This is a genomic window from Rhodococcus sp. DMU1, from assembly GCF_012272955.1.
Taxonomy (GTDB): domain Bacteria; phylum Actinomycetota; class Actinomycetes; order Mycobacteriales; family Mycobacteriaceae; genus Rhodococcus; species Rhodococcus aetherivorans.
On record NZ_CP050952.1, the window covers coordinates 4,595,834 to 4,615,834 of the forward strand.

A 20,001-nucleotide genomic window follows, 5' to 3' on the forward strand; every position below is an offset into this window, starting at 1 on the left:
CGGGAGCCTGTGGAGGTTCGAGTGCACGTGTATCCGTTCAGTGCCGTCGTCGGCTCCGACGACCTGGCGCTGGCCCTGTCCCTGTGCGCGGTCTCGCCGTCGATCGGCGGGGTGCTCGTGCGCGGCGAGAAGGGCACCGCCAAGTCGACCACCGTACGCGCCCAGGCCGCGCTGTTGCCGCAGGTCACCGAGGTCACCGGCTGCCGCTTCGCGTGCGATCCCGCCGCCCCCGACCCGGCGTGCCCCGACGGGCCGCACCCGGGCGGTGCGGCGGCGCAGACCCGTCCGGCGCGGCTGGTGGAACTGCCGGTCGGTGCCACCGAGGACCGCGTCACCGGCTCCCTGCACCTGCAGAAGGCGCTGTCGGCGGGCACCGCCGAGTACGAGCCCGGCCTGCTCGCCCGGGCGCACCGCGGGGTGCTCTACGTCGACGAGGTCAATCTGCTGCACGACCACCTGGTGGACCTGTTGCTCGACGCCGCCGCGATGGGCCGCTGCTCCGTCGAGCGCGACGGGGTGTCGGTCTCGCACGCCGCCCGGTTCGTGCTGGTCGGCACGATGAACCCGGAGGAGGGTGAGCTGCGGCCGCAGCTGCTCGACCGCTTCGGCCTCACCGTCGAGGTGGCCGCGCCCCGCGATCCGCAGGTGCGGGCGGAGATCGTGCGGCGGCGCCTGGCGTTCGACGCCGACCCGGACGCGTTCGTCGCGCGGTGGGCCGACGCCGAGGCGGCGCTGACGCGGCGGTTGGCGCAGGCCCGCGACCGGCTGCCGCAGGTGCGGCTCGGCGACGACGCGCTCGTCGCGATCGCGGAGGTGTGCGCGGCGTTCGACGTCGACGGGATGCGCGCCGACCTGGTCACCGCGAAGACCGCCGTCGCGCATGCGGCGTGGGTGGGCCGCGACGAGGTGACGCGGGCGGACATCGCGGTGGCGGCGCGGCTGGCGTTGCCGCACCGTCGTCGCCGCAACCCGTTCGACGAGCCCGGCATGGACGAGTCGCTGCTCGACGAGCTGCTCGGCGAGCAGCCGCCCGAGCCCGATCCGGACGGCCCCGACGATTCCGGTCCCGACGATTCCGGTCCGGACGGCCCCGGCGCCGGCGAGGCGACGCCGGGCCGGGACGACCGGGGGCAGGGCTCCGGTGCGGCGACGTCCGTCGCGGCCCCCGCCGAGCCCTACCGGACCCGCCTGTTCACGGCCGACCGCACCGGCCGCGGTGCCGCGGGCCGCCGCTCCCGCGCCCGCACCACGGTCGGCCGGACCGTCGGCGAGCGTCGCGGCGACACCGGCCCGATCCATCTGCCCGCCACCATCCGCGCCACCGCCACCCACCCGTGCGTGGTTCCGGTAGCGGGGACTACCGAAACCACGCACGGGTGGCAGGTGCGGCGGAAGGTCGTCGAGGGCCGGGAGGCCAACCTGGTGCTGCTGTGCGTCGACGCGTCCGGCTCGATGGCGGCGCGGCAGCGGATGACGCAGGTGAAGACGGCGATCCTGTCGCTGCTGCTCGACGCCTACCGGCGTCGCGACACGGTGGGCCTGGTGACCTTCCGCGGGGATCGCGCCACGCTCGTGCTGCCGCCGACCAACTCGGTGGACGTGGCCGCGACGCGGCTGCGGGAGCTGCCGGCGGGCGGGCGCACCCCGCTCGCCGAGGGACTGCTCGAGGCGGCCGAGACGATCCGGCGGCACCGGCTGCGCGAACCCGACCGGCGGGCCCTGCTCGTCGTCGTCACCGACGGCCGCGCCACCGCCGGGCCGGACGCGGTGGCCCGGTCCCTCGCTGCCGCCGACCGGCTCGCCGCCGCCGGGATCGACGCGGTCGTCGTGGACTCCGAGACCGGCCGGTTCCGCATGGGCCTCGCGGCCCGGCTCGCCGAGCGGCTCGGCGCCGAACACGTCCCCGTCGGTGAGGTCCACGCCGACGCGCTCACCACCGTCGTGCGAGGAAGGGCCGCCTGATGCCGAAGGGACAACCGACCGCCGTGCCGGACGACGGTCTCACCACCCGCCAGCGCCGCAACCGGCCGCTGCTGATGGTCCACACCGGCGACGGCAAGGGCAAGTCGACCGCCGCGTTCGGTCTCGCGCTGCGCGGCTGGAACCAGGGCTGGTCCGTCGCGGTGTTCCAATTCGTCAAGTCCGCCAAGTGGCGCCTCGGCGAGCAGACCGCCTTCGAGACCCTCGGCGACCTGCACACCGAACGCGGCACCGGGGGCCCGATCGAGTGGCACAAGATGGGCTCCGGGTGGTCGTGGTCGCGCAAGGACGGCACCGAGGAGGACCATGCCGCCGCGGCGCTCGCCGGGTGGCGGGAGATCCAGCGCCGGCTCGCCGCCGAGCAGCACGGGCTGTACGTGCTCGACGAGTTCACCTACCCGATCGGCTGGGGATGGATCGACGCCGACGAGGTGGTGCAGACCCTGCGGACGCGCCCCGGCCACCAGCACGTCGTGATCACCGGCCGCCGGGCGCATCCGGCGCTGATCGAGGCCGCGGATCTCGTCACCGAGATGACGAAGATCAAGCACCCGATGGATGCGGGCCAGAAGGGCCAGAGGGGCATCGAGTGGTGACACTCGCGGGTGACGGCGTGGTGACACTCGCGGGTGACGGCGTGGTGACACTCGCGGGTGACGGCGTGGTGACACTCGCGGGTGACGGCGTGGTGACCGAATGACACCGCTGCCCCGGCTGGTGGTGGCCGCGCCGGCTTCCGGACACGGGAAGACCACGGTCGCGACGGGCCTCATGGCGGCCCTGCGGGCGGCCGGGCACACCGTGTCGGGACACAAGGTCGGCCCGGACTACATCGACCCGGGCTACCACGCCCTCGCGACGGGCCGGCCCGGCCGCAACCTGGACGCCCATCTCGTCGGCACCGACCTGCTCGCACCGCTGCTCGCGCACGGCGCCCGCGGTGCCGACATCGCGATCGTCGAGGGCGTGATGGGCCTGTACGACGGGATGCTCGGCACCGACGGGTTCGCCTCCACCGCCCACACGGCCGCCGTCCTCGGTGCCCCGGTGATCCTCGTCGTGGACGTCTCCCACGCCTCCCGCTCCGTCGCGGCCGTGGTGCACGGGATGGCCACGTTCGACCGCAGCGTCCGCATCGCCGGGGTGATCCTGAACAAGGCCGGCTCGGTGCGGCATTCCGACGAGGTGGTCGAGGCTCTGGCCGCGACGGGCGTCCCGGTGCTCGGCGTCCTGCAGCGCGACGACGGGATCTCGGCGCCGTCGCGACATCTGGGGCTGGTGCCGGCGCAGGAGCGGGCCGAGGCCGCCGCCCAGCTCGATCGCCTGGCCGCACAGATCGCCGCGCGGGTGGATCTCGCCGAGGTGATGCGGATCGCATGCGCCGCACCGGATCTTCCTGCGAGCCCGTGGGATCCGGGGGCGCCGGCCGACGACGGCCCGGTCGTCGCGATCGCCGGCGGCCGCGCCTTCACGTTCCGTTACGCCGAGACCGAGGAGATGCTGCGCGCCGCCGGGTGCCGCACCGTGGTGTTCGATCCGCTGCGCGACGAACGACTGCCCGACGGCACGGCCGGGATCTATCTCGGCGGCGGCTTCCCCGAGGTGCACGCGGCCGATCTGGCCGCGAACACCGCTCTGCGCGAACATCTCCGGGCCGCGATCACGGCCGGCACACCCACCGTCGCCGAGTGCGCCGGACTGTTGTACCTGTGCCGCGAGGTGGACGGGGCGCCGATGATCGGCGCGATCGACGCGGCCGCCCGGATGACGCCGCGCCTGACCCTCGGCTACCGCACGGTCGTCGCGCCGCGCGAGACCCTTCTCGCGCCGGCGGGCACGCGGGTGACCGGACACGAATTCCACCGCACCACGGTCGATTCCACCGACGAGCCGGCGTGGCTGCTGGGCGGGCGGCCCGACGGCTTCGCGTCCGCCACTGTGCACGCCTCCTACCTGCACACCCACTGGGCCGGGCATCCGGCGCTGGCGCAGCGGTTCGCCGACGCGGTGCGGGCCGCGACGCCGGTCCCCCCGCCGCCGCGCACGACCCGGGCCGCCGCACCGGACCTGCAGCACCACGGCGACCGGGAGGCCACGCCGGGACTGGTGGATCTGGCCGTCAACGTCTCGCGCCGGCCGCGCCCGGAGTGGCTCGACGCCGCGCTGGCCGGGTCGCTGGCCGAGCTGGATCGGTATCCGGACCCGCGCGCGGCGCGGGCCGCCCTGGCCGCCCGGCACGTCCGCGACCCGCTCGAGGTGCTGCCCACCGCCGGCGGCGCGGAGGCGTTCACCCTCGTCGCCCGTGCCCGTCGCTGGGCGCGACCGGCGGTGGTGCACCCGCAGTTCACCGAGCCGGAGGCGGCGCTGCGCGCCGCCGGGCACGAGGTGACCCGGGTGCTGCTGCGCCGCGAGGACGGCTTCGTCCTCGACCCGGCGCTGGTGCCCGACGACGCCGACCTCGTGATCGTCGGCAACCCCACGAACCCGACCGGCGCGCTGCACCCGGGTGCCGCGCTGCGGGCCCTGGCGCGGCCCGGCCGGGTGCTGGTGGTGGACGAGGCGTTCATGGATGCGGTACCGGGGGAACCGGAATCGCTTGCCGGCGTGTCGCTTCCGGGTGTCGTGGTGGTCCGCTCGCTCACCAAGACGTGGGCGATACCCGGTATCCGTGCCGGGTACGTGCTCGGCGACGAGTCGATCGTCGCCGAGCTCGCCGCGCACCAGCCACCGTGGTCGGTGTCCACACCGGCGGCGGCGGCGATGATCGCGTGCGCGTCGCCGGCGGCCACGGTCGAGGCGGAGCGCATCGCCGTGCAGGTCGCGGCCGACCGCGCCGTCCTCGTCGACGGCCTGACCGCGCTCGGCATCGAGGTGACCGGCCCGTCGGCGGCACCGTTCGTGCTGGCGCACGTCCCCGTGGGGACGCGGGAGCGCCTGCGGGGCAAGGGCTTCGCGGTGCGTCGCGGGGACAGCTTCCCCGGCCTCGGCGCCGACTGGGTGCGCATCGCGGTGCGCGATGCGCAGACCACCGAGGCGTTGCTCGGGGCATGGCGGGACCTGACGTGAACCCGCGCGCCGCCGGCCTCGTCCTCGGCTACCTCGCCGATCAGGCGTTCGGCGATCCCCGTCGCGGCCACCCGGTGAGCGGCTTCGGCCGGATCGCCCGGACCACCGAGCGCGCGCTGTACGCGGACCACCGGGCGGCCGGGACGCTGTTCACCGCGGTGCTGGTCGGCGGCGCGGCCGGCCTCGGCTACGGCGCGGACCGGCTCACCCGGCGTCGTCCGCTGGTGCGCACGGCGGTGACCGCGGCCGCGACGTGGACCGTGCTCGGCGGCCGGTCGCTGGCGCGGGAGGCGACGACGATCGACGGCCAGCTGCGCCGCGCGGATCTGCCCGCCGCGCGCCGTCAGGTCACCCACCTCGTCGGGCGCGACCCGTCGCGCCTCGACGCCGCCGGCGTCGCCCGCGCCACCCTGGAGTCCCTCGCGGAGAACACCTCCGACGCCGTCGTCGCCCCGCTGCTGTGGGGTGCGGTGGCGGGGCCGGCGGGCCTGCTCGGCTACCGGGCCGCGAACACCCTCGACGCCCGCGTCGGCCACCGCACGCCGCGGCACGAGCGGTTCGGCTGGGCGTCCGCCCGGTTCGACGACCTGCTCAACCTGGCGCCGGCGCGGCTGTCCGCGCTGCTCGCGGCGGGCCTGGGCGAGCGGCCCGGCGCGGCCCTGACGGCCTGGCGCCGCGACGCCCACCGGCATCCGAGCCCGAACGCCGGGCCGGTCGAGGCGGCGTTCGCGGGCGCGCTCGGGGTCACTCTGGGCGGGGTGAACGTCTACCACGGCGTGGTGGAGGACCGCGGCACCCTCGGCGACGGCCCGGCCCCGGAACCCGGGGACATCGCGCGGGGCGTGCGGCTCGCGGCCCGGGTCGGCGCGGGCGCGCTCGCGGTGTCCGCGGTCGTCGCGTCCGCGGGCACCGTTGTGGCGCGAATCACGTAAGCGGTGTAACACTGTAATCAGTGATATTGGCACTTCGTCCCGAGGAGGACGACATGCGACACCATCCGCACATGCACGGACCCCGCTTCGGACGCCCGGGCGGCTGGCAACAGGCCGACGTCCCCGATGCGAGCGACGCCGCCGAGTGGTTCGCCGGACGCCTGCCCGACGACTGGTTCACCGGCCCCGCCGACATCGAGGTCGACCGCGAGGAGATCGTGGTCGTCGGGGAACTGCCCCCGCCCGAGGACACCGGCCCGGCGTCCGTCGACGGGCGCATCGCCCGGTTCCGGGAGACCACCCGGCCGGACCGCATGCGCATCGCCGACGAGGCCGAGGCCCGCTACGGCCGGAAGGTCGCGTGGGGTGTCACGCTCGGCGATCGTCGAGTGCTGTTCACCCACTTGGCCGTTCCGGTGATGACCCGGTTGCGCCAGCCCGAGCGCAAGGTCCTCGACACCCTCGTCGACGCCGGCGTCGCCCGCTCGCGCTCCGACGCGCTCGCCTGGTGCGTCCAGCTCGTGGAGCAGCACAGCGAGCAGTGGCTCGCCGAGCTCCGCGAGGCGATGCGCAAGGTCGACGACCTGCGCACCGAGGGCCCGCAGGTCTGAGATCGCGGACCCGCGCGGTTCCCGGTCGTCTGCACACGACATTGCGTGCACGGACGACTAATTCGCGCAGGAATCCGTCGCCCACGCGACGGCGTCCGCGACCGTCGCCACCGTCGGCACGCCCGCCGGCGAGGGCGGGCGGCGCACGACGACCACCCGCACCCCGAGTTCGGCCGCCGCGTCGAGCTTGGCGCGCGTGAGGTCCCCGCCGGAGTCCTTGGTGACGAGCACGTCCACCCCGTGGCCGGCGAGCAGCGCACGCTCGCCGTCGACGGTGTAGGGGCCGCGGGCCAGCAGCACCGTCCAGGAGTCCGGCACGTCGAGGTCCAGCGGCTCGACCACCCGCACCAGGACGCGGTGCCGCGCGAGCGGCCCGAGGAAGCGATCGAGGGTCTGGCGGCCCGTGCTCAGGAACACGCTCGCCCCCCGGGCGGCCACCGCGGCGGCCGCATCGTGGTCGTCGACCCACGTCCAGTCGCCGGTGCCGGTCCAGCCCGGCCGCGCCAGACGCAGCAGCGGCACCCCGGCCGCCGCGCAGGCGGTCGCGGCGTTACCGCTGATCCGCGCGGCGAACGGGTGCGTGGCATCGACCACCCTGCGGATACCGTTGCCGCGCAGATACTCCCGCAGTCCGTCGATGCCGCCGAAACCGCCGATCCGCACGTCGCCGACCGGCAGGCGCGGGTTGCGCACCCGCCCCGCGAGCGACGACACGTACGCCACCCCCGCGGTGTCCAGGCCGGCGGCGAGCGCCCGCGCCTCGCCGGTGCCGCCGAGGATGAGGACGGTCACGCCAGGCCGCCCGTCAGTGTGGGCAGCACCGGCCGAGCCCCGAGCATCCCGAGCAGGGCGTCGACGTCGAGGTGCTCCTCGACCATGTCCGCGAGCACCTCGAGGCGCGCCTCGCGGGCGGCGTGGAAGCCGACGGTGCCGGTGGCGAGGTCGCGCCCGGTGAGGGCGGCCGCCTCGCGGAGCCACGCCGTGCGCAGGGCGTCGCCCTCGAGGCTGCCGTGCCACATGGTGCCGAACACCGTTCCCGCCCGGGCGCCGCCGAGGAACTCGTCGTCGCCGCCGCGGGAGATGCGGCCGTGGTGGATCTCGTACCCGGAGGCCGGCACCCCGAGCGCCGACCCGGCCGGCAGCCGCAGCACCTTCTCCGGTTCGAAACGGGTGTGCACGTCCAGCAGCCCGAGCCCGTCCACGCACGCCCCGGGGGTGCCCTCGACGCCGTGCGGATCGGAGATCCGCCGGCCGAGCATCTGGAAGCCGCCGCAGATCCCGAGCACCACGCCCCCGCGACGGGCGTGGTCGGCGACGGCGGTGTCGAGGCCACGGCCGCGCAGCCACGCGAGGTCCGCGAGGGTGGCGCGGGTGCCGGGCAGGATCACCACGTCGGCGCCGGAGAGGGCGCGCGGATCGTCGACGAACCGCAGCCGCACGTCCGGTTCGAGGCACAGCGCGTCGACGTCGGTGAAGTTGCTGATCCGCGGCAGCATCACCACCGCGACGGTGAGCGACCCGGCGTCGTCGTGGGCCGGGCGCGACGACAGGGCGAGCGAGTCCTCCGAGTCGAGCCACAGGCCGCGCTGCCAGGGCAGCACGCCGAGCACGGGCCGGCCCGTGAGCTTTTCGAGCGACTCGAGACCGGGACGCAACAGCCCGAGGTCTCCACGGAACTTGTTGATCACGAAGCCGCGGACGAGGGCCTGATCGGACGCATCCAGCAGGGCGAGCGTGCCGTACATGGCGGCGAACACCCCGCCGCGATCGATGTCGCCGACGAGCACGGTCGGCAGGTCGCCGTGCCGGGCCAGGCCCATGTTCACGTAGTCGTGGGCCCGCAGGTTGATCTCGGCGGCGCTGCCGGCACCCTCGCAGACCACCACGTCGAACCGGTCCCGCAGGTCGTCGAGCGCACCGAAGGCGGCCTCGGCGAGGTGCTTTCGGCCGCCGGCGAACTCGCCGGCCTCGAGGTGACCGGCGGGCCGGCCGAGCACCACGACGTGACTGCGGCGGTCGCTGCCGGGTTTGAGCAGCACCGGATTCATCGCGGCCTCGGGTACGGCGCGCGCCGCCATCGCCTGGATCCACTGCGCGCGGCCGATTTCCACGCCGTCGCCGGTGACCGGGTCGACGGCCACCATGGAGTTGTTGGACATGTTCTGCGCCTTGAACGGCGCGACCGACAACCCGCGGCGGGCCAGGGCCCGGCAGATCCCGGTGGTCACCACGGATTTCCCGGCGTCCGAGGTGGTTCCGGCGACGAGCAGGCCCTGTCCCACGACGGCTACGCCACGCGGACGGGCACGCGACGATCGGCGCGTTCGGTGAGGAACGCGAACGCCACGCCCAGGGCGAACCACAGGGTGGTCTGAACGATCACCGACGCAACGCGGAAGTCCCACAGCAGCGTGGCCGGAAAGTCCGTGCCGACCTCGTCGATCGTCGGCAGCACCGCATACCCGAGACCGACCACGACGAGGAACGCCAGGACCGGTCCGGCGAGCCGGACGGTACGCAGCTCCTGACGGGCGAGCGCCTTCGCGGCGGCCACCGCCACCGCGAGCGCGACGAGGCCGAGCACGACCGCCGCGACCCACAGGAGGGTGCGCTGGTCGATGGTGTCCGGGTCCCCCACCGCCGGCGGGTTGGCCGGGTACTTCAGGAACGGCACCGCTTCGATCGCGAGCCATCCCGCTCCGGCGCCGAGCAGTCCGAGAGCGGGACCCGACAGCGTGGTGTGGCGCCGGGCGAAGTGCAGCACCGACGCGAACAGCGCGCCGAGCGCCAGACCGGCGAGGGTGGTGGCGAGGATCAGGCCCACCTTCTGCCCGGTGCGGCTGACGAGGGCGTCCTCGCCGTGGCTGTGACCGGCGGACGCGGCCTCGTGCGTGTGGGAGTGCGCCTCGGTGGCCGCGTGCGTCGCGGCGGCCTCCTCCAGCGCGATCGCGGCCTCGATGTGCGGCTCGCCGACCACGAAGGCGACGGCGCCGGCGAGCAGGCCGGCAATCAGGCCGGCCAGCAGGCCGCGCAGCAGGATCCGGGTGTAGGGGCCGGTCAGCGGGACGCCTGCCGACACGGCAGCGTCCGGGTGCGACGAGACGCCGGCCCCCGGACTCGGTGACACGCCGGCCCCCGGACTCGGTGACACGCCGGCCCCCGGCCTCAGTGGCACGGCAGGCCGAGCAGGTGCCGGCCGTCGTGCATCAGCTCATGCATGAACATGCCGGTGCGCGAGATCGCGCCCTGATCGAAGCCGACCAGGTAGAGGGTGACGAAGGCGAGCAGCACGACGGCGGTGATCGCGGCGGCCAGCGCCGCGGAGCCCATCGTGGACTCGGGGGTGTGGACAGTAGCCATGGCATCCTCCTGGGATAACGCGTCCCGTCGAAAATCCATGCGCCGAGACAGTTTTCTGACTCCCGGGCGGGTCGCCCGGTCACAGTGGCGCGACCGCTCCGGACTTGCACCGGATTGCCTGCACCTCGGCACGTGTGACGCAGGAACAGTCGCACCGTGAGCCCGCCCCTGTCAAGGCGACACCCCCGGCGGTTGTGATTCGATGACCGCCGTGGTTCGCCTCGTCCTTCTGGCCCATGCCTCGACGGAGGCGCAGCGCGCCGTCCGGTTCCCCGCCGACGAGCCGCTGTCGCAACGCGGCCGACGAGAACTGGAGCGGGCGGTCGCGCCGGTGGCCGACCGCGTCGTCGCGGCGCCGGAGCGACGGGCCGTCGAGACCGCGGCCGCGCTGGGCACGACGGCCGCGGTCGATCGGGCGCTGCGGGACCTGGACTACGGCGACTGGGCGGGGCGGGCGATGGACGAGGTGCCGGCCGAGAGCCTGCAGCAGTGGCTCACCGACCCGCACGCGGCGCCGCACGGCGGCGAGTCGATCGCGGAGCTGACCGAACGGGTGGCGCGGTGGCTCGACGGGCTGGCGCCGGGCCGGATCGTCGCGGTGGCCCACCCGGCCGTGATCCGCGCCGCGACGGTGTACGCCCTCGGCGCGCCCCCGGCAGGATTCTGGCGGATCGACGTGCGCCCGCTCGCGCAGGTCCGGCTGCACGGACGCGGGGGCCGGTGGTCGCTGCGGCTGGGTTGAGCCGCCCTACCAGGTGACGTTCTCCTCGCAGCGCCGCCCGTTGACGGTCGTCTCCACCTGGACGGTGGCGTGCTCGAGCCCGTGGGAGGTGAGCACGGCGCGGGCCGACTCGAGCACCCACTGCCCGTCGTGGTCGCTGATCAGGTGCACGGTGGCGACGTCCATGCCGGTGGTCAGGGTCCACACGTGCAGGTCGTGGACGCCGGTGACGCCGGGCAGGGCGGACAGGTCGGCGCGCACCCCGTCGACGTCGAGGTGGGCCGGCGAAGCCTGGGTGAGGATGCGCAGCGACGCCGCGGCCAGGCGCACCGCCCGCGGCACCACCCACAGGGAGATGAGGACGCCGACGACGACGTCGGCGAGGCTCCAGTCGAACAGCAGCACGAGGGCACCGGCGACGAGCACCCCGACGCTGCCGACCGCGTCGGCGAGCACCTCGAGGTAGGCGCCGCGCACGGCGAGGCTGTCCTTGGCGTCGGCCCGCAGGAGCAGCATGACGACGAGGTTGGCGGCCAGGCCGGCCGCCGCGGTGACCACCAGCGCCGTCCCGGGGATCTCCGGGGCGTCACCGATGCGGCGGATCGCCTCGTAGAACACCCACACCGCCACCGCGAGCAGCAGCGCGGCGTTCGCCATGGCGGCGAGTACCTCGGCGCGGTGCCACCCGAAGGTGCGCGCGGCCGCCGTGCTGCCCCGCCGGGCCAGGATCAACGCGACCATGCCCATGGACATGCCCACCACGTCGGTGAGCATGTGGCCGGCGTCGGCGAGCAGGGCCAGCGAGTCGATCCACAGGGCGACCCCCGTCTCGAGGATCAGGAACGCGACCAGGACGACGAGGGCGATCGCCATCCGCCACAGCCGTCCCTTCGACGGGCCGGCCCCGCCGGGAGTGCTCGTCCCGGAATGGCCGTGCGAGTGGCCGTGTCCGACGCCCATGGTCCTCCCTCCGAAGTTTCGGCAATCATATGCAGACATACGCATATGTTCAACGGAGAGGGGAGCCGCTCAGGACTCGGGGGGATACGCCGGATGCTCCACCGTCGGGGGCAGCGTGGCGATCGCCGAGACCCGCTCGAGGCCGGCCACCTGCAGCAGGTCCACGATCAGCGAACGAATCTGCGCGAACACCACCGTCGAGGACAGGCCCGCCCCCGCCACGAGGTCCGGCTTCATCTCCCGGGCCACGCTGCGCAGCACCCGGGCCGCCTCCGCCTGATCGGGCTGCTCCCCCGGCTCGGCGAGGACCATCAGCCGCAGCACGTCCACCGCCCCGGCCAGCTCCTCGATGCGCCGCACCAGCCGCGGGTCGAGGATCTCGTCGTCGCGCACGAGCGAGAGCGACCGGCGCGCCAGCACCCGCGTGTTGCGCATGGCGTTGTCGATCGGGTCCGCCGCGGCCATGAGGCGCTCGAGCCGGGGCCGGCTGTTCCAGTACAGAGGCGAGATGCGGCTCACCTCCTTGCCGCCGGAGATGTTGGCGCGCATCGCGTCGATCGCCGACTGCGTGGCCCGGGCCTCCCTGAGGGCCGCCTCGATGGGTTTCGGGTTGTTCTCGACCAGGCCGGCCTCGACCTTGCGCAGCACGTCCGCCGTGGTGGACAGCACATTCGCCGCCTCCCGCCGCGCCCGGCGCACCGGGTGGGTGGGGATGACGGCGACGACGGCGATGCCGACCAGCCCGCCGATGAGGGCGTCGACCATTCGGTCGATACCCCCGGACCCGCCGGGCGGGATCAGGGTCGCCACCAGCACCGCCGAGTTCCCGGCCTGCATGGAGAAGATCGGGCCGCTGTTGAGCGCGACCGCCGTGCCCATCGCCATCGCGACGACTAGCGCGATCTGCCACGGGCCGCTGCCGATGAACGAGATGATCAGGTCGCCGACACCGATGCCCACGGTGACACCGCAGACGAGTTCGACCGACCGTCGCATCCGCGCACCCAGTGACAGCCCGAGCGACACCACCGCCGCGATGGGCGCGAAGAACGGCTGCTCGTGCCCGACCGGCCCCGTGGCGACCCACCAGGCGATGCCCGCTGCCAGCGCGCACTGCAGGATCGGCAGCGCCGAGGAACGCAGGCGGCGCCCCGACGTGCGCAGCCGCCGGCGCGTGCCCACCCTGGTGGGTAACCGGGGACTAATCGACGCCAAGTGCTTCGGCGGCGCGCGGGTCGCAGTCCTCGAGCAGGTCGAGGCAGCGGGCATGCTCGTCGGCCTCGCCGATCTCCTTCGCCGCGCGGGCCAGCGTCGCGACGCACCGCAGGAAGCCCCGGTTCGGTTCGTGGTCGAACGGCACGGGACCGAAGCCCTTCCAGCCGTTGCGGCGCAACTGGTCGAGACCGCGGTGGTAGCCGGTGCGGGCGTAGGCGTAGGCCGCGATCGTCTCGCCGCGCCCGAGGGCGGCTTCGGCCAGGTAGGCCCAGGCGATCGACGCGGTCGGGTGGTCGGCGGCCACCTTCGCCGGGTCCTCGTGGTTCAGCAGCGCCGACTCCGCCTCGTCGTCGCCGGGCAGCAGGGTGGGTTGGGGTCCGAGAAGGTCACCGAAAGACGTCATGGCCACCATTGTGCCCACCGCCCGAGGACGGTCGATAGGCTGCCCGGAGAACAGCCGTCCGTCCAGCAAGGGGGATCGCGTGCCGGATCCGAAGAACGAAGACACCACCACGTCTCCCCGTCCGGCGACGGACACCCCCCGGTCCTCCGCGGAGCACGACGACGCCGAGGACCCGGCGCCGCGCGCGGGCTCGGAGCGCGACACCCCCGGCGACGACGCGCCGGCCCCGGCCGGTGCCGCGGATCCCGCCGCCGCCCCGGACACGCCGGCCGCACAGCCCGGGCCGGCCGCGGCGAGCGAGGCGGAGACCGTGGCCATCCCGGCCACGCGCCGCGCCGAGCCCGCGCCCTCCCCCGCCGACGCACCCACCGCACGCATCCCCGTCACCACGCACACCCCCAAGCAGGCGCCGCAGCGGATCGAGCCCGATCGGGCGGCCGGACGCGCGGAACCGCAGCGGGTCGCCCCCCAGCGCGCCGAACCGCCGCGCGTCCAGCCGACGCGGGTCCCGCCGCCCCGGCCGGAGGCGCGGCGTGTCGAACCCCAGCGCATCGAACCCCAGCGCGTCCAGCCGGTCCCGGGGCCGCAGCGCATCGACCCGGTGGCACCCGCCCGGCGCAGCCGCCGGGGCTGGGCGATCGCGGCCCTCGTCGCGGGCCTGCTCGTCGTCGCCGCGGTGGCGGCCGCGGCCGTGAAGGTCTACCTGGACGACCGGGCGGCGAACTCGCCGGAGGCTCGGATCCGGACCACCGTCGAGACCTTCGTCCGGGCGCTCGCCGCCGGCGACCTGACGACGCTGCGCACCACGACGTGCGGCGGCCTGCAGGAGTTCTACGCCTCGGTGCCGCCCGAGCAGTTCGCCGACATCCACCGCACCGCCGTCGACCAGGGCACCGTGCCCGTCGTCACGGGCATCGACAAGGTGCAGATCACCGACGGCCAGGCCATCGCGCAGGTGACGGCGCACCCGGCCGGCACCCCGACCGACGTCACCCAGCGCACCTTCGACCTGGCCCGGGAGGGCGAGGACTGGAAGGTCTGCGGGGAGTGAAACGACGCGAGCGGTGACGCGGGCCGGGCCCGCGTCACCGCTCGTGTGGGATGACCGCGCAGGGACGGATCAGCCGGCGGACACCGAGCGGCCCGCGGACTTGAGGTCGTTGCAGGCCTCGACGACCCGAGCGGTCATCGACGCCTCGGCCTTCTTCAGGTAGCTGCGCGGGTCGTAGGTCTTCTTGTTGCCGACCTCGCCGTCGATCTTCAGCACACCGTCGTAGTTGGCGAACATGTGGCCCGCGATCGGGCGGGTGAACGCGTACTGGGTGTCGGTGTCGACGTTCATCTTCACCACGCCGTAGCTCAGCGCCTCGTCGATCTCCGACTTCAGCGAGCCGGAACCGCCGTGGAAGACCAGGTCGAACGGCTTCGAGCCGGCGGGCAGGCCCAGCTTCTTCGAAGCGGCGGCCTGGCCGTCGGCCAGCACGGACGGCTCGAGCTTGACGTTGCCCGGCTTGTAGACGCCGTGGACGTTGCCGAACGTCGCGGCGAGCAGGTACTTGCCCTTCTCACCGGCGCCGAGCGCGTCGACCGTCTTCTCGAAGTCCTCGATCGAGGTGTAGAGCTTCTCGTTGATGGCGTTCTCGACGCCGTCCTCTTCACCGCCGACGACGCCGATCTCGACCTCGAGGATGATGTTCGCGTCCTTCGACAGGGCCAGCAGCTCCTGGGCGATCTGCAGGTTCTCGTCGATCGGGATGGCCGAGCCGTCCCACATGTGCGACTGGAACAGCGGGTTCTCGCCGTTCTTCACCCGCTCCTGCGAGATGGCGAGCAGCGGGCGCACGAAGCCGTCCAGCTTGTCCTTCGGGCAGTGGTCGGTGTGCAGCGCGATGGTGACGTCGTACTTCGCGGCGATGACGTGCGCGAACTCGGCGAGCGCGACGGCGCCGGTCACCATGTCCTTGACACCGAGGCCGGAGCCGAACTCGGCGCCACCCGTCGAGAACTGGATGATGCCGTCGCTGCCGGCGTCCGCGAAGCCCTTGATGGCGGCGTTGATGGTTTCGGACGAGGTGCAGTTGATGGCCGGGAACGCGAAGGAGTGATCCTTGGCGCGGGCGATCATCTCGGCGTAGACCTCGGGAGTCGCGATTGGCACGGCGGCTGTCCTCCAGATGAGAGTCGATGGGTGCCTCCCCGGGGGTGCGGGAGGCGCCAGGGTTGTCCCTGCAGTATGTCAACTGCCGGCGCGGGGACACAGTCGGGTGCCCGCCGTGATTCGGGCCACCGGCATCCCACCGGTACTCTGGTGGCCGTGAGTGTGCTCGGAGGCCTGGAGTCCGTGACCGTCGTCCCGGAGAGCGTGACGAATCTGGCGTTGCTGCCGGGATTCCTGGACCCGGTGAACCTGCTCAACTCCTTCGGCACCTGGGTGCTCATCGGCCTGCTGCTCGTGGTGTTCATCGAGTCGGGTCTGCTGTTCCCCCTGCTGCCGGGCGACTCGCTGCTCTTCACGGCGGGCCTGATCGCCGCCTCGAAGTCCGAGGAGATCCCGCCGTTCGCGCCGCTGTGGGTGCTGATGGTGACGATCCCGATCGCGGCGATCCTGGGCGACCAGGTGGGCTACTGGATCGGCGCCAAGGGCGGCACCCGCCTGTTCAAGAGCTACGACGCGAAGATCCTCAACAAGCAGTACATCGACCAGTCCGAGGACTTCTTCCAGCGGCACGGTCCGATCACGATCGTCCTCGCCCGGTTCGTGCCCATCGTGCGCACCTTCGCGCCGGTCGTCGCGGGCGCCTCCCGCATGCGGTATCCGGTGTTCCTCACCTACAACATCGTCGGTGGCGTGCTGTGGGGCGCGGGCGTGACGCTGCTGGGCTACCTGCTCGGTCAGATCGCCTTCATCCGCGACAACATCGACATCATCTTCCTGCTCATCGTGTTCGTCTCCGTCGTCCCGATCCTGCTCGAGATCGGCAAGCACCTGATCGCCAAGCGCAGGGCCGCGGCCGTCACGGAGGCCGAGGCCACGGCCGACACGGTGCCGGTGCCGACGACCCGTCGCGACACCACGCCCTGAGCACGCGCGCGAACGCGTCCTCCATGATTCTCGCCGCGGAAACCTTCGGTCCTCTCGAAACCGCCGGGCCCGCCCTGGTGTGGCTCGTCGTCGTGACGTTCGTGTTCGTCGAGTGCGCGATCATCCTCGGACTGTTCCTGCCCGGGGACTCCATGCTGCTGACCGCCGGCGTCGTGCTGGCCGCCCACCATTCCGGTGCGGCGCAGGTGTGGGCCCTGGCGGTCGGCGCGATGGTGGCCGCGATCGCCGGGAACCAGGTGGGGTACGTGATCGGCCACCGTCGCGGCCACCACCTCATCGCCCGCCGCAACGGCCGATACCTCAACGCGGCCAACCTGCGGAAGGTCAATGTTCTGCTCGACCGGTACGGGTTCTGGGCGGTGCTGATCGCCCGCTGGATCCCGTGGGTGCGCACGCTGTCGCCGCTGGTGGCCGGGGCCGCCCGGATGAACCACACCCGGTACACGATCGCGTCCACGATCGGCGCGATCCTGTGGGCGCCCGTCCTGCTGCTCGTCGGGTTCTACTTCGGCGAATACCTCGAGCGGGTCTCGTGGCTGCTGCCGACGGTCCTCGCCGTGATGGCCGCCGTCCTCGTGGTGGGCACCGTGCTCGGCGTCCGGCAGTACCGGATCGAGATGGCGCGGCCCGCGGTGGACGTGGAGATCGCGGACGTCGACCCCGACTAGGAGGGCCCGGCCGCGAGAGCCGGATCCAGGAGGCGGCGCGGGGTGTCCGGGTCCAGGCGCACCCCGATGAAGACGATCTCCTGGCCCGGCGTCTCGCCGGTCAGAGACCACGGCTGCGCCGGTTCGAGCATCAGGTTGGGGCCGGCCTGCGACCAGATCGCCGCGGTGTCCGGGTCGTCGGCGAACCAGCAGAAGCCCTTGCTGCGCAGCACCCCGTGCAGGTTCTCCACCGCCGCCTCGAGCCGGGCCCGGTCGAAGGGGCGGTCGGCGCGGTAGACGACGCTGCGGATGCCGTACTCCTCGGTCTCCGGGGTGTGACCGCCGGCGAGTTCCTCGGCCCAGCCCGGGGCGAGCGCGGCCGCCTCCGGGTCGTAGCGGCCGGTGCCGAGGACCTCGTCGATCGGGACGGCGCCGTGGACGGTGCGCAGCAGCCGCGCCGTCGGGTTGAGCCGGCGCAGCGTGGCCTCGACGGCCCCGGCGACGGCGTCGCTCACCAGATCGGTCTTGTTGACCAGCAGCACGTCGGCGAACTCGACCTGCTCGACGAGCAGGTCGGAGATGCTGCGCTCGTCGCCTGCGCCGGCCTCGAGCGCGCGGTCGTCGAGGCGGTCGCCGCGCGCGAGCTCGGCGAGGAATGTGGCGGCGTCGACGACGGTGACCATCGTGTCGAGGCGCGCGAGCCGGCTGAGGCGGAAGCCGTCGTCGAACTCCCAGTCGAACGTCGCGGCGACGGGCATCGGCTCGGAGATGCCGGTCGACTCGATGACGAGATGGTCGAACCGGTTCTCCCGGGCGAGCCGCGCGACCGTCTCGATCAGGTCCTCGCGCAGCGTGCAGCAGATGCAGCCGTTGGTGAGCTCGACGAGCTTCTCGGTGGTGCGGTCGAGGCTGCCCTGGCCGGCGACGAGCGCGGCGTCGATGTTGATCTCGCTCATGTCGTTGACGACGACCGCGACGCGCGCGCCGTCGCGGTTGGCGAGGATGTGGTTGAGCAGTGTGGTCTTGCCCGCGCCGAGGAAGCCGGAGAGCACGGTGACGGGCAGGGGCGTCGCGACGGTCATGCCGTCGACGATAGCCGTTATCGATAACCGTTTTCAAAACGGGTGCCGTCGGGCCGCGCGGCGCTCGGCCCGGGCGCCCGCTCGGCGGCCACGGCGTAGGCCGACTCCATCAGCATCCACCCGCTCAGCTGCACCGACAGATCCCGCTCGGCCACCCCCGAGCTGCGCACCGTGCCGCCGGAGAAGCGCGCGATCCCGGGGGCCGTTCCCGGCAGCCGCGCCTGGACGGACCAGTCCCGCCCGAACAGGGGCAGCCCCTCGATCTGCAGGCGGTTCGCCCACGCGGCCTGCGCGGACGCGAGCACGATCCGCGCCGCGACCCGGCGCGCCCGTTCGTCCTCGGGATCGACCACCGGCAGCGTCGTCGCGACCATCGCCAGGTACCGGACGAGGATGCCGTTGAACAACCCACCGTCCCCACCGCCGCCGCCGGTGATCACCCCCCGTTCGGTCAGCTCGTTGTCGACGGCGTCGACGAGGGCGTGCACCCGCTCCCGGTGCCGCGGATCGCCCATCTGCACCGCCAGCTCCGTCTCCAGGCCGAGCACGACGCCCTGGCAGTACGTGTAGACGGCGCGCTCGACCCGGTCGCGCCGGATCCCGTCGAAGATCAGGCCGGTCTCCGCGTCGCGCAGCGTCTCGTGGATCCAGTCCGCCATCTCCTGGGCCCGCAGCAGCTTTCCGGTGCGGGCGAGCAACAGGCCCGCCGGGCCGTTGGCCGGCGTGTTGTAGAAGTCGTCGCGGCGCCGCCAGGGGATGCCGCCGCCCCGCTCGGGCGCCCACGCCGCGAACAACTCGTTCTCGAGGACGGCGATGGCGTCGCGGCGGTCGACGTAGAGGTGCCGCTGCGCCCGCTCGAGCGCCAGGCCGAGCCAGGCCATATCGTCGAAGTAGTTGTTGGTCCAGCCGGCGAGGTTGCGGATCCGGTGCGAGCGCGTCAGCCGCAGCACCCGGCGCCGGCGCCGCGGCGTCGCCTCCCGCTCGGCGGCGTCGACCGCGAGATCGATCAGGTGGGCCTGCCACCAGTAGTGCCAGGTGAGGAAGAGCCGTTCGCGGCGCACCGCCGGCCAGCCGACGACCCCGAGCGCGGTGCCGGGCAGCGCCCACAGCCGCCGCACGTGCCGCGACATGACTGCAGCCTCCGCGAGATCCGCCCGCTCGGCCCACACATCCGACATGTCGTCGCCAACCTCGTCTCACCGTCGCTACCGATACCAGCTTTCCCCTATCGGCCGCTCCCCGTCGAACGTTTCTTCACCAGGCCCGGTCGAGATCGGCGTGCTGCCGGATCCAGGCGTGCATCGCGATCCCGGCGGCGACGCCGGCGTTGATGCTGCGGGTCGAGCCGAACTGGGCGATGGACACGGTCGTCGCCGCGACCTCCCGCGCCCGCGCCGTGACACCGGGCCCTTCCTGGCCGAACAGCAGCATGCACGCGCGGGGCAGCTGCGCGGTCTCGAGCGGCACCGATCCGGGTGTGTTGTCCACCGCGACGATCGTCAGTCCCCGTCCGGCTGCCCAGTCGATCAGGGAGTCGACGTCGGGGTGGTGCACGAGATGCTGGTACCGGTCGGTCACCATGGCCCCGCGACGGTTCCAGCGCCGACGGCCGACGATGTGCACGGCGGCCGCCGCGAACGCGTTGGCGGTGCGCACCACCGTGCCGATGTTCGCGTCGTGCCCGAAGTTCTCGATCGCCACGTGCAGCGGATGACGGCGGTTGTCGATGTCGGCGACGATCGCCTCGCGCGTCCAGTAGCGGTAGGCGTCGACGACGTTGCGGCGGTCGCCGCGGGCGAGCAGCTCCGGATCGTAGCGCGGATCCTGCGGCGGTTCGGTGCCGAACTCCTCGGCCCACGGGCCGCACCCGTGCGGGTGCTCGCCCCACTCGGTGGGGCCGGGAGCGTCGTCGAGTTGCACG

Annotated in this window: 20 protein-coding genes and 1 riboswitch; of the genes, 9 read left to right on the forward strand and 11 right to left on the reverse strand. The window is 73.5% G+C overall.

What is annotated here, in order from left to right; all coding sequences use genetic code 11:
* Window positions 1-21: 21 nt before the first annotated feature.
* From HFP48_RS21010 to HFP48_RS21030, 5 genes are all read left to right on the forward strand, one after another.
* Window positions 22-1,962, forward strand: coding sequence for a magnesium chelatase subunit D family protein (locus tag HFP48_RS21010; RefSeq protein WP_174824770.1), 1,941 nt, complete (start codon window positions 22-24; stop codon window positions 1,960-1,962).
* A complete protein-coding gene (gene cobO, locus HFP48_RS21015; protein WP_006945402.1) occupies window positions 1,962-2,576 on the forward strand; it encodes a cob(I)yrinic acid a,c-diamide adenosyltransferase in 615 nt (204 codons plus the stop codon). Before HFP48_RS21010 ends, cobO begins: the two co-directional genes overlap by 1 nt.
* A gap of 100 nt (window positions 2,577-2,676) precedes the next feature.
* Window positions 2,677-5,046, forward strand: coding sequence for a cobyrinate a,c-diamide synthase (locus HFP48_RS21020; protein ID WP_168579964.1), 2,370 nt, complete (start codon window positions 2,677-2,679; stop codon window positions 5,044-5,046).
* Window positions 5,028-5,978: a cobalamin biosynthesis protein gene (locus HFP48_RS21025; protein ID WP_168579965.1), complete on the forward strand. Its 951-nt coding sequence runs from the start codon at window positions 5,028-5,030 to the stop codon at window positions 5,976-5,978. Before HFP48_RS21020 ends, HFP48_RS21025 begins: the two co-directional genes overlap by 19 nt.
* Window positions 5,979-6,031: 53 nt before the next feature.
* Window positions 6,032-6,589 (forward strand): hypothetical protein, encoded by a 558-nt coding sequence (locus HFP48_RS21030; RefSeq protein ID WP_168579966.1) that lies wholly within the window; start codon window positions 6,032-6,034, stop codon window positions 6,587-6,589.
* Between the two features lie 57 nt (window positions 6,590-6,646).
* Here HFP48_RS21030 and HFP48_RS21035 read toward each other — a convergent pair whose 3' ends face one another.
* The 4 genes from HFP48_RS21035 to HFP48_RS21050 form a co-directional block, all read right to left on the reverse strand.
* On the reverse strand, window positions 6,647-7,381 hold the full coding sequence (locus tag HFP48_RS21035) for a cobalt-precorrin-6A reductase (protein ID WP_168579967.1): 735 nt from the start codon (window positions 7,379-7,381) through the stop codon (window positions 6,647-6,649).
* Entirely contained in the window at window positions 7,378-8,871 is a 1,494-nt protein-coding gene (locus HFP48_RS21040; RefSeq protein WP_168579968.1) for a cobyric acid synthase, read from the reverse strand. The genes HFP48_RS21035 and HFP48_RS21040 overlap by 4 nt, the downstream gene beginning before the upstream one ends.
* 5 nt (window positions 8,872-8,876) lie before the next feature.
* Window positions 8,877-9,668, reverse strand: coding sequence for a CbtA family protein (locus HFP48_RS21045; RefSeq protein WP_050035707.1), 792 nt, complete (start codon window positions 9,666-9,668; stop codon window positions 8,877-8,879).
* A gap of 86 nt (window positions 9,669-9,754) precedes the next feature.
* Window positions 9,755-9,949, reverse strand: coding sequence for a CbtB domain-containing protein (locus HFP48_RS21050; RefSeq protein ID WP_006945393.1), 195 nt, complete (start codon window positions 9,947-9,949; stop codon window positions 9,755-9,757).
* Window positions 9,950-10,000: 51 nt separating this feature from the next.
* Window positions 10,001-10,065: riboswitch (cobalamin riboswitch) on the reverse strand.
* Window positions 10,066-10,151: 86 nt separating this feature from the next.
* Here HFP48_RS21050 and HFP48_RS21055 point away from each other — a divergent pair.
* Window positions 10,152-10,691, forward strand: coding sequence for a histidine phosphatase family protein (locus HFP48_RS21055; RefSeq protein WP_168579969.1), 540 nt, complete (start codon window positions 10,152-10,154; stop codon window positions 10,689-10,691).
* A 6-nt stretch (window positions 10,692-10,697) separates the two neighbouring features.
* On the opposite strand, the gene HFP48_RS21060 is transcribed toward HFP48_RS21055, so the two are convergent.
* From HFP48_RS21060 to HFP48_RS21070, 3 genes are all read right to left on the reverse strand, one after another.
* Complete coding sequence (locus HFP48_RS21060) at window positions 10,698-11,630, reverse strand: cation diffusion facilitator family transporter (protein ID WP_029545414.1); 933 nt, start codon at window positions 11,628-11,630, stop codon at window positions 10,698-10,700.
* Between the two features lie 69 nt (window positions 11,631-11,699).
* A complete protein-coding gene (locus tag HFP48_RS21065) occupies window positions 11,700-12,845 on the reverse strand; it encodes an FUSC family protein (protein ID WP_072635885.1) in 1,146 nt (381 codons plus the stop codon).
* A complete protein-coding gene (locus HFP48_RS21070) occupies window positions 12,832-13,248 on the reverse strand; it encodes a DUF3151 domain-containing protein (protein WP_029545418.1) in 417 nt (138 codons plus the stop codon). Before HFP48_RS21070 ends, HFP48_RS21065 begins: the two co-directional genes overlap by 14 nt.
* Before the next feature lie 79 nt (window positions 13,249-13,327).
* Here HFP48_RS21070 and HFP48_RS21075 point away from each other — a divergent pair, with 79 nt between their 5' ends.
* A complete protein-coding gene (locus HFP48_RS21075) occupies window positions 13,328-14,299 on the forward strand; it encodes a hypothetical protein (RefSeq protein ID WP_168579970.1) in 972 nt (323 codons plus the stop codon).
* A gap of 69 nt (window positions 14,300-14,368) precedes the next feature.
* Here HFP48_RS21075 and fbaA read toward each other — a convergent pair whose 3' ends face one another.
* A complete protein-coding gene (gene fbaA / locus HFP48_RS21080) occupies window positions 14,369-15,406 on the reverse strand; it encodes a class II fructose-bisphosphate aldolase (protein ID WP_006945356.1) in 1,038 nt (345 codons plus the stop codon).
* 150 nt (window positions 15,407-15,556) lie between these two features.
* Here fbaA and HFP48_RS21085 point away from each other — a divergent pair, with 150 nt between their 5' ends.
* The gene (locus HFP48_RS21085; RefSeq protein ID WP_006945355.1) at window positions 15,557-16,330 is read left to right on the forward strand and encodes a VTT domain-containing protein; all 774 of its coding nucleotides are present in this window, start codon (window positions 15,557-15,559) and stop codon (window positions 16,328-16,330) included.
* 23 nt (window positions 16,331-16,353) lie between these two features.
* The gene (locus HFP48_RS21090) at window positions 16,354-17,019 is read left to right on the forward strand and encodes a DedA family protein (RefSeq protein WP_006945353.1); all 666 of its coding nucleotides are present in this window, start codon (window positions 16,354-16,356) and stop codon (window positions 17,017-17,019) included.
* Here the strand turns inward: HFP48_RS21090 and HFP48_RS21095 are convergent.
* The 3 genes from HFP48_RS21095 to HFP48_RS21105 all read right to left on the reverse strand — a co-directional run bounded on the left by HFP48_RS21095 (window position 17,016) and on the right by HFP48_RS21105 (window position 20,000).
* On the reverse strand, window positions 17,016-18,080 hold the full coding sequence (locus HFP48_RS21095) for a GTP-binding protein (protein ID WP_161997175.1): 1,065 nt from the start codon (window positions 18,078-18,080) through the stop codon (window positions 17,016-17,018). The genes HFP48_RS21090 and HFP48_RS21095 overlap by 4 nt on opposite strands.
* A gap of 17 nt (window positions 18,081-18,097) precedes the next feature.
* Window positions 18,098-19,258 (reverse strand): glycoside hydrolase family 76 protein, encoded by a 1,161-nt coding sequence (locus HFP48_RS21100; RefSeq protein ID WP_168579971.1) that lies wholly within the window; start codon window positions 19,256-19,258, stop codon window positions 18,098-18,100.
* 76 nt (window positions 19,259-19,334) lie between these two features.
* Window positions 19,335-20,000: a TrmH family RNA methyltransferase gene (locus tag HFP48_RS21105; protein WP_029545427.1), complete on the reverse strand. Its 666-nt coding sequence runs from the start codon at window positions 19,998-20,000 to the stop codon at window positions 19,335-19,337.
* Window position 20,001 lies beyond the last annotated feature (1 nt).

Excerpts from the sequence above, each read along its gene's own strand:
- HFP48_RS21055 (WP_168579969.1), top strand. The coding sequence starts at position 10,152 with ATGACCGCCGTGGTTCGCCTCGTCCTTCTGGCCCATGCCTCGACGGAG.
- HFP48_RS21095 (WP_161997175.1), bottom strand. The coding sequence starts at position 18,080 with ATGACCGTCGCGACGCCCCTGCCCGTCACCGTGCTCTCCGGCTTCCTC.
- cobO (WP_006945402.1), top strand. The coding sequence starts at position 1,962 with ATGCCGAAGGGACAACCGACCGCCGTGCCGGACGACGGTCTCACCACC.
- HFP48_RS21020 (WP_168579964.1), top strand. The coding sequence starts at position 2,677 with ATGACACCGCTGCCCCGGCTGGTGGTGGCCGCGCCGGCTTCCGGACAC.
- HFP48_RS21060 (WP_029545414.1), bottom strand. The coding sequence starts at position 11,630 with ATGGGCGTCGGACACGGCCACTCGCACGGCCATTCCGGGACGAGCACT.
- HFP48_RS21030 (WP_168579966.1), top strand. The coding sequence starts at position 6,032 with ATGCGACACCATCCGCACATGCACGGACCCCGCTTCGGACGCCCGGGC.
- HFP48_RS21090 (WP_006945353.1), top strand. The coding sequence starts at position 16,354 with ATGATTCTCGCCGCGGAAACCTTCGGTCCTCTCGAAACCGCCGGGCCC.
- HFP48_RS21025 (WP_168579965.1), top strand. The coding sequence starts at position 5,028 with ATGGCGGGACCTGACGTGAACCCGCGCGCCGCCGGCCTCGTCCTCGGC.
- HFP48_RS21070 (WP_029545418.1), bottom strand. The coding sequence starts at position 13,248 with ATGACGTCTTTCGGTGACCTTCTCGGACCCCAACCCACCCTGCTGCCC.
- HFP48_RS21100 (WP_168579971.1), bottom strand. The coding sequence starts at position 19,258 with ATGTCGGATGTGTGGGCCGAGCGGGCGGATCTCGCGGAGGCTGCAGTC.
- HFP48_RS21050 (WP_006945393.1), bottom strand. The coding sequence starts at position 9,949 with ATGGCTACTGTCCACACCCCCGAGTCCACGATGGGCTCCGCGGCGCTG.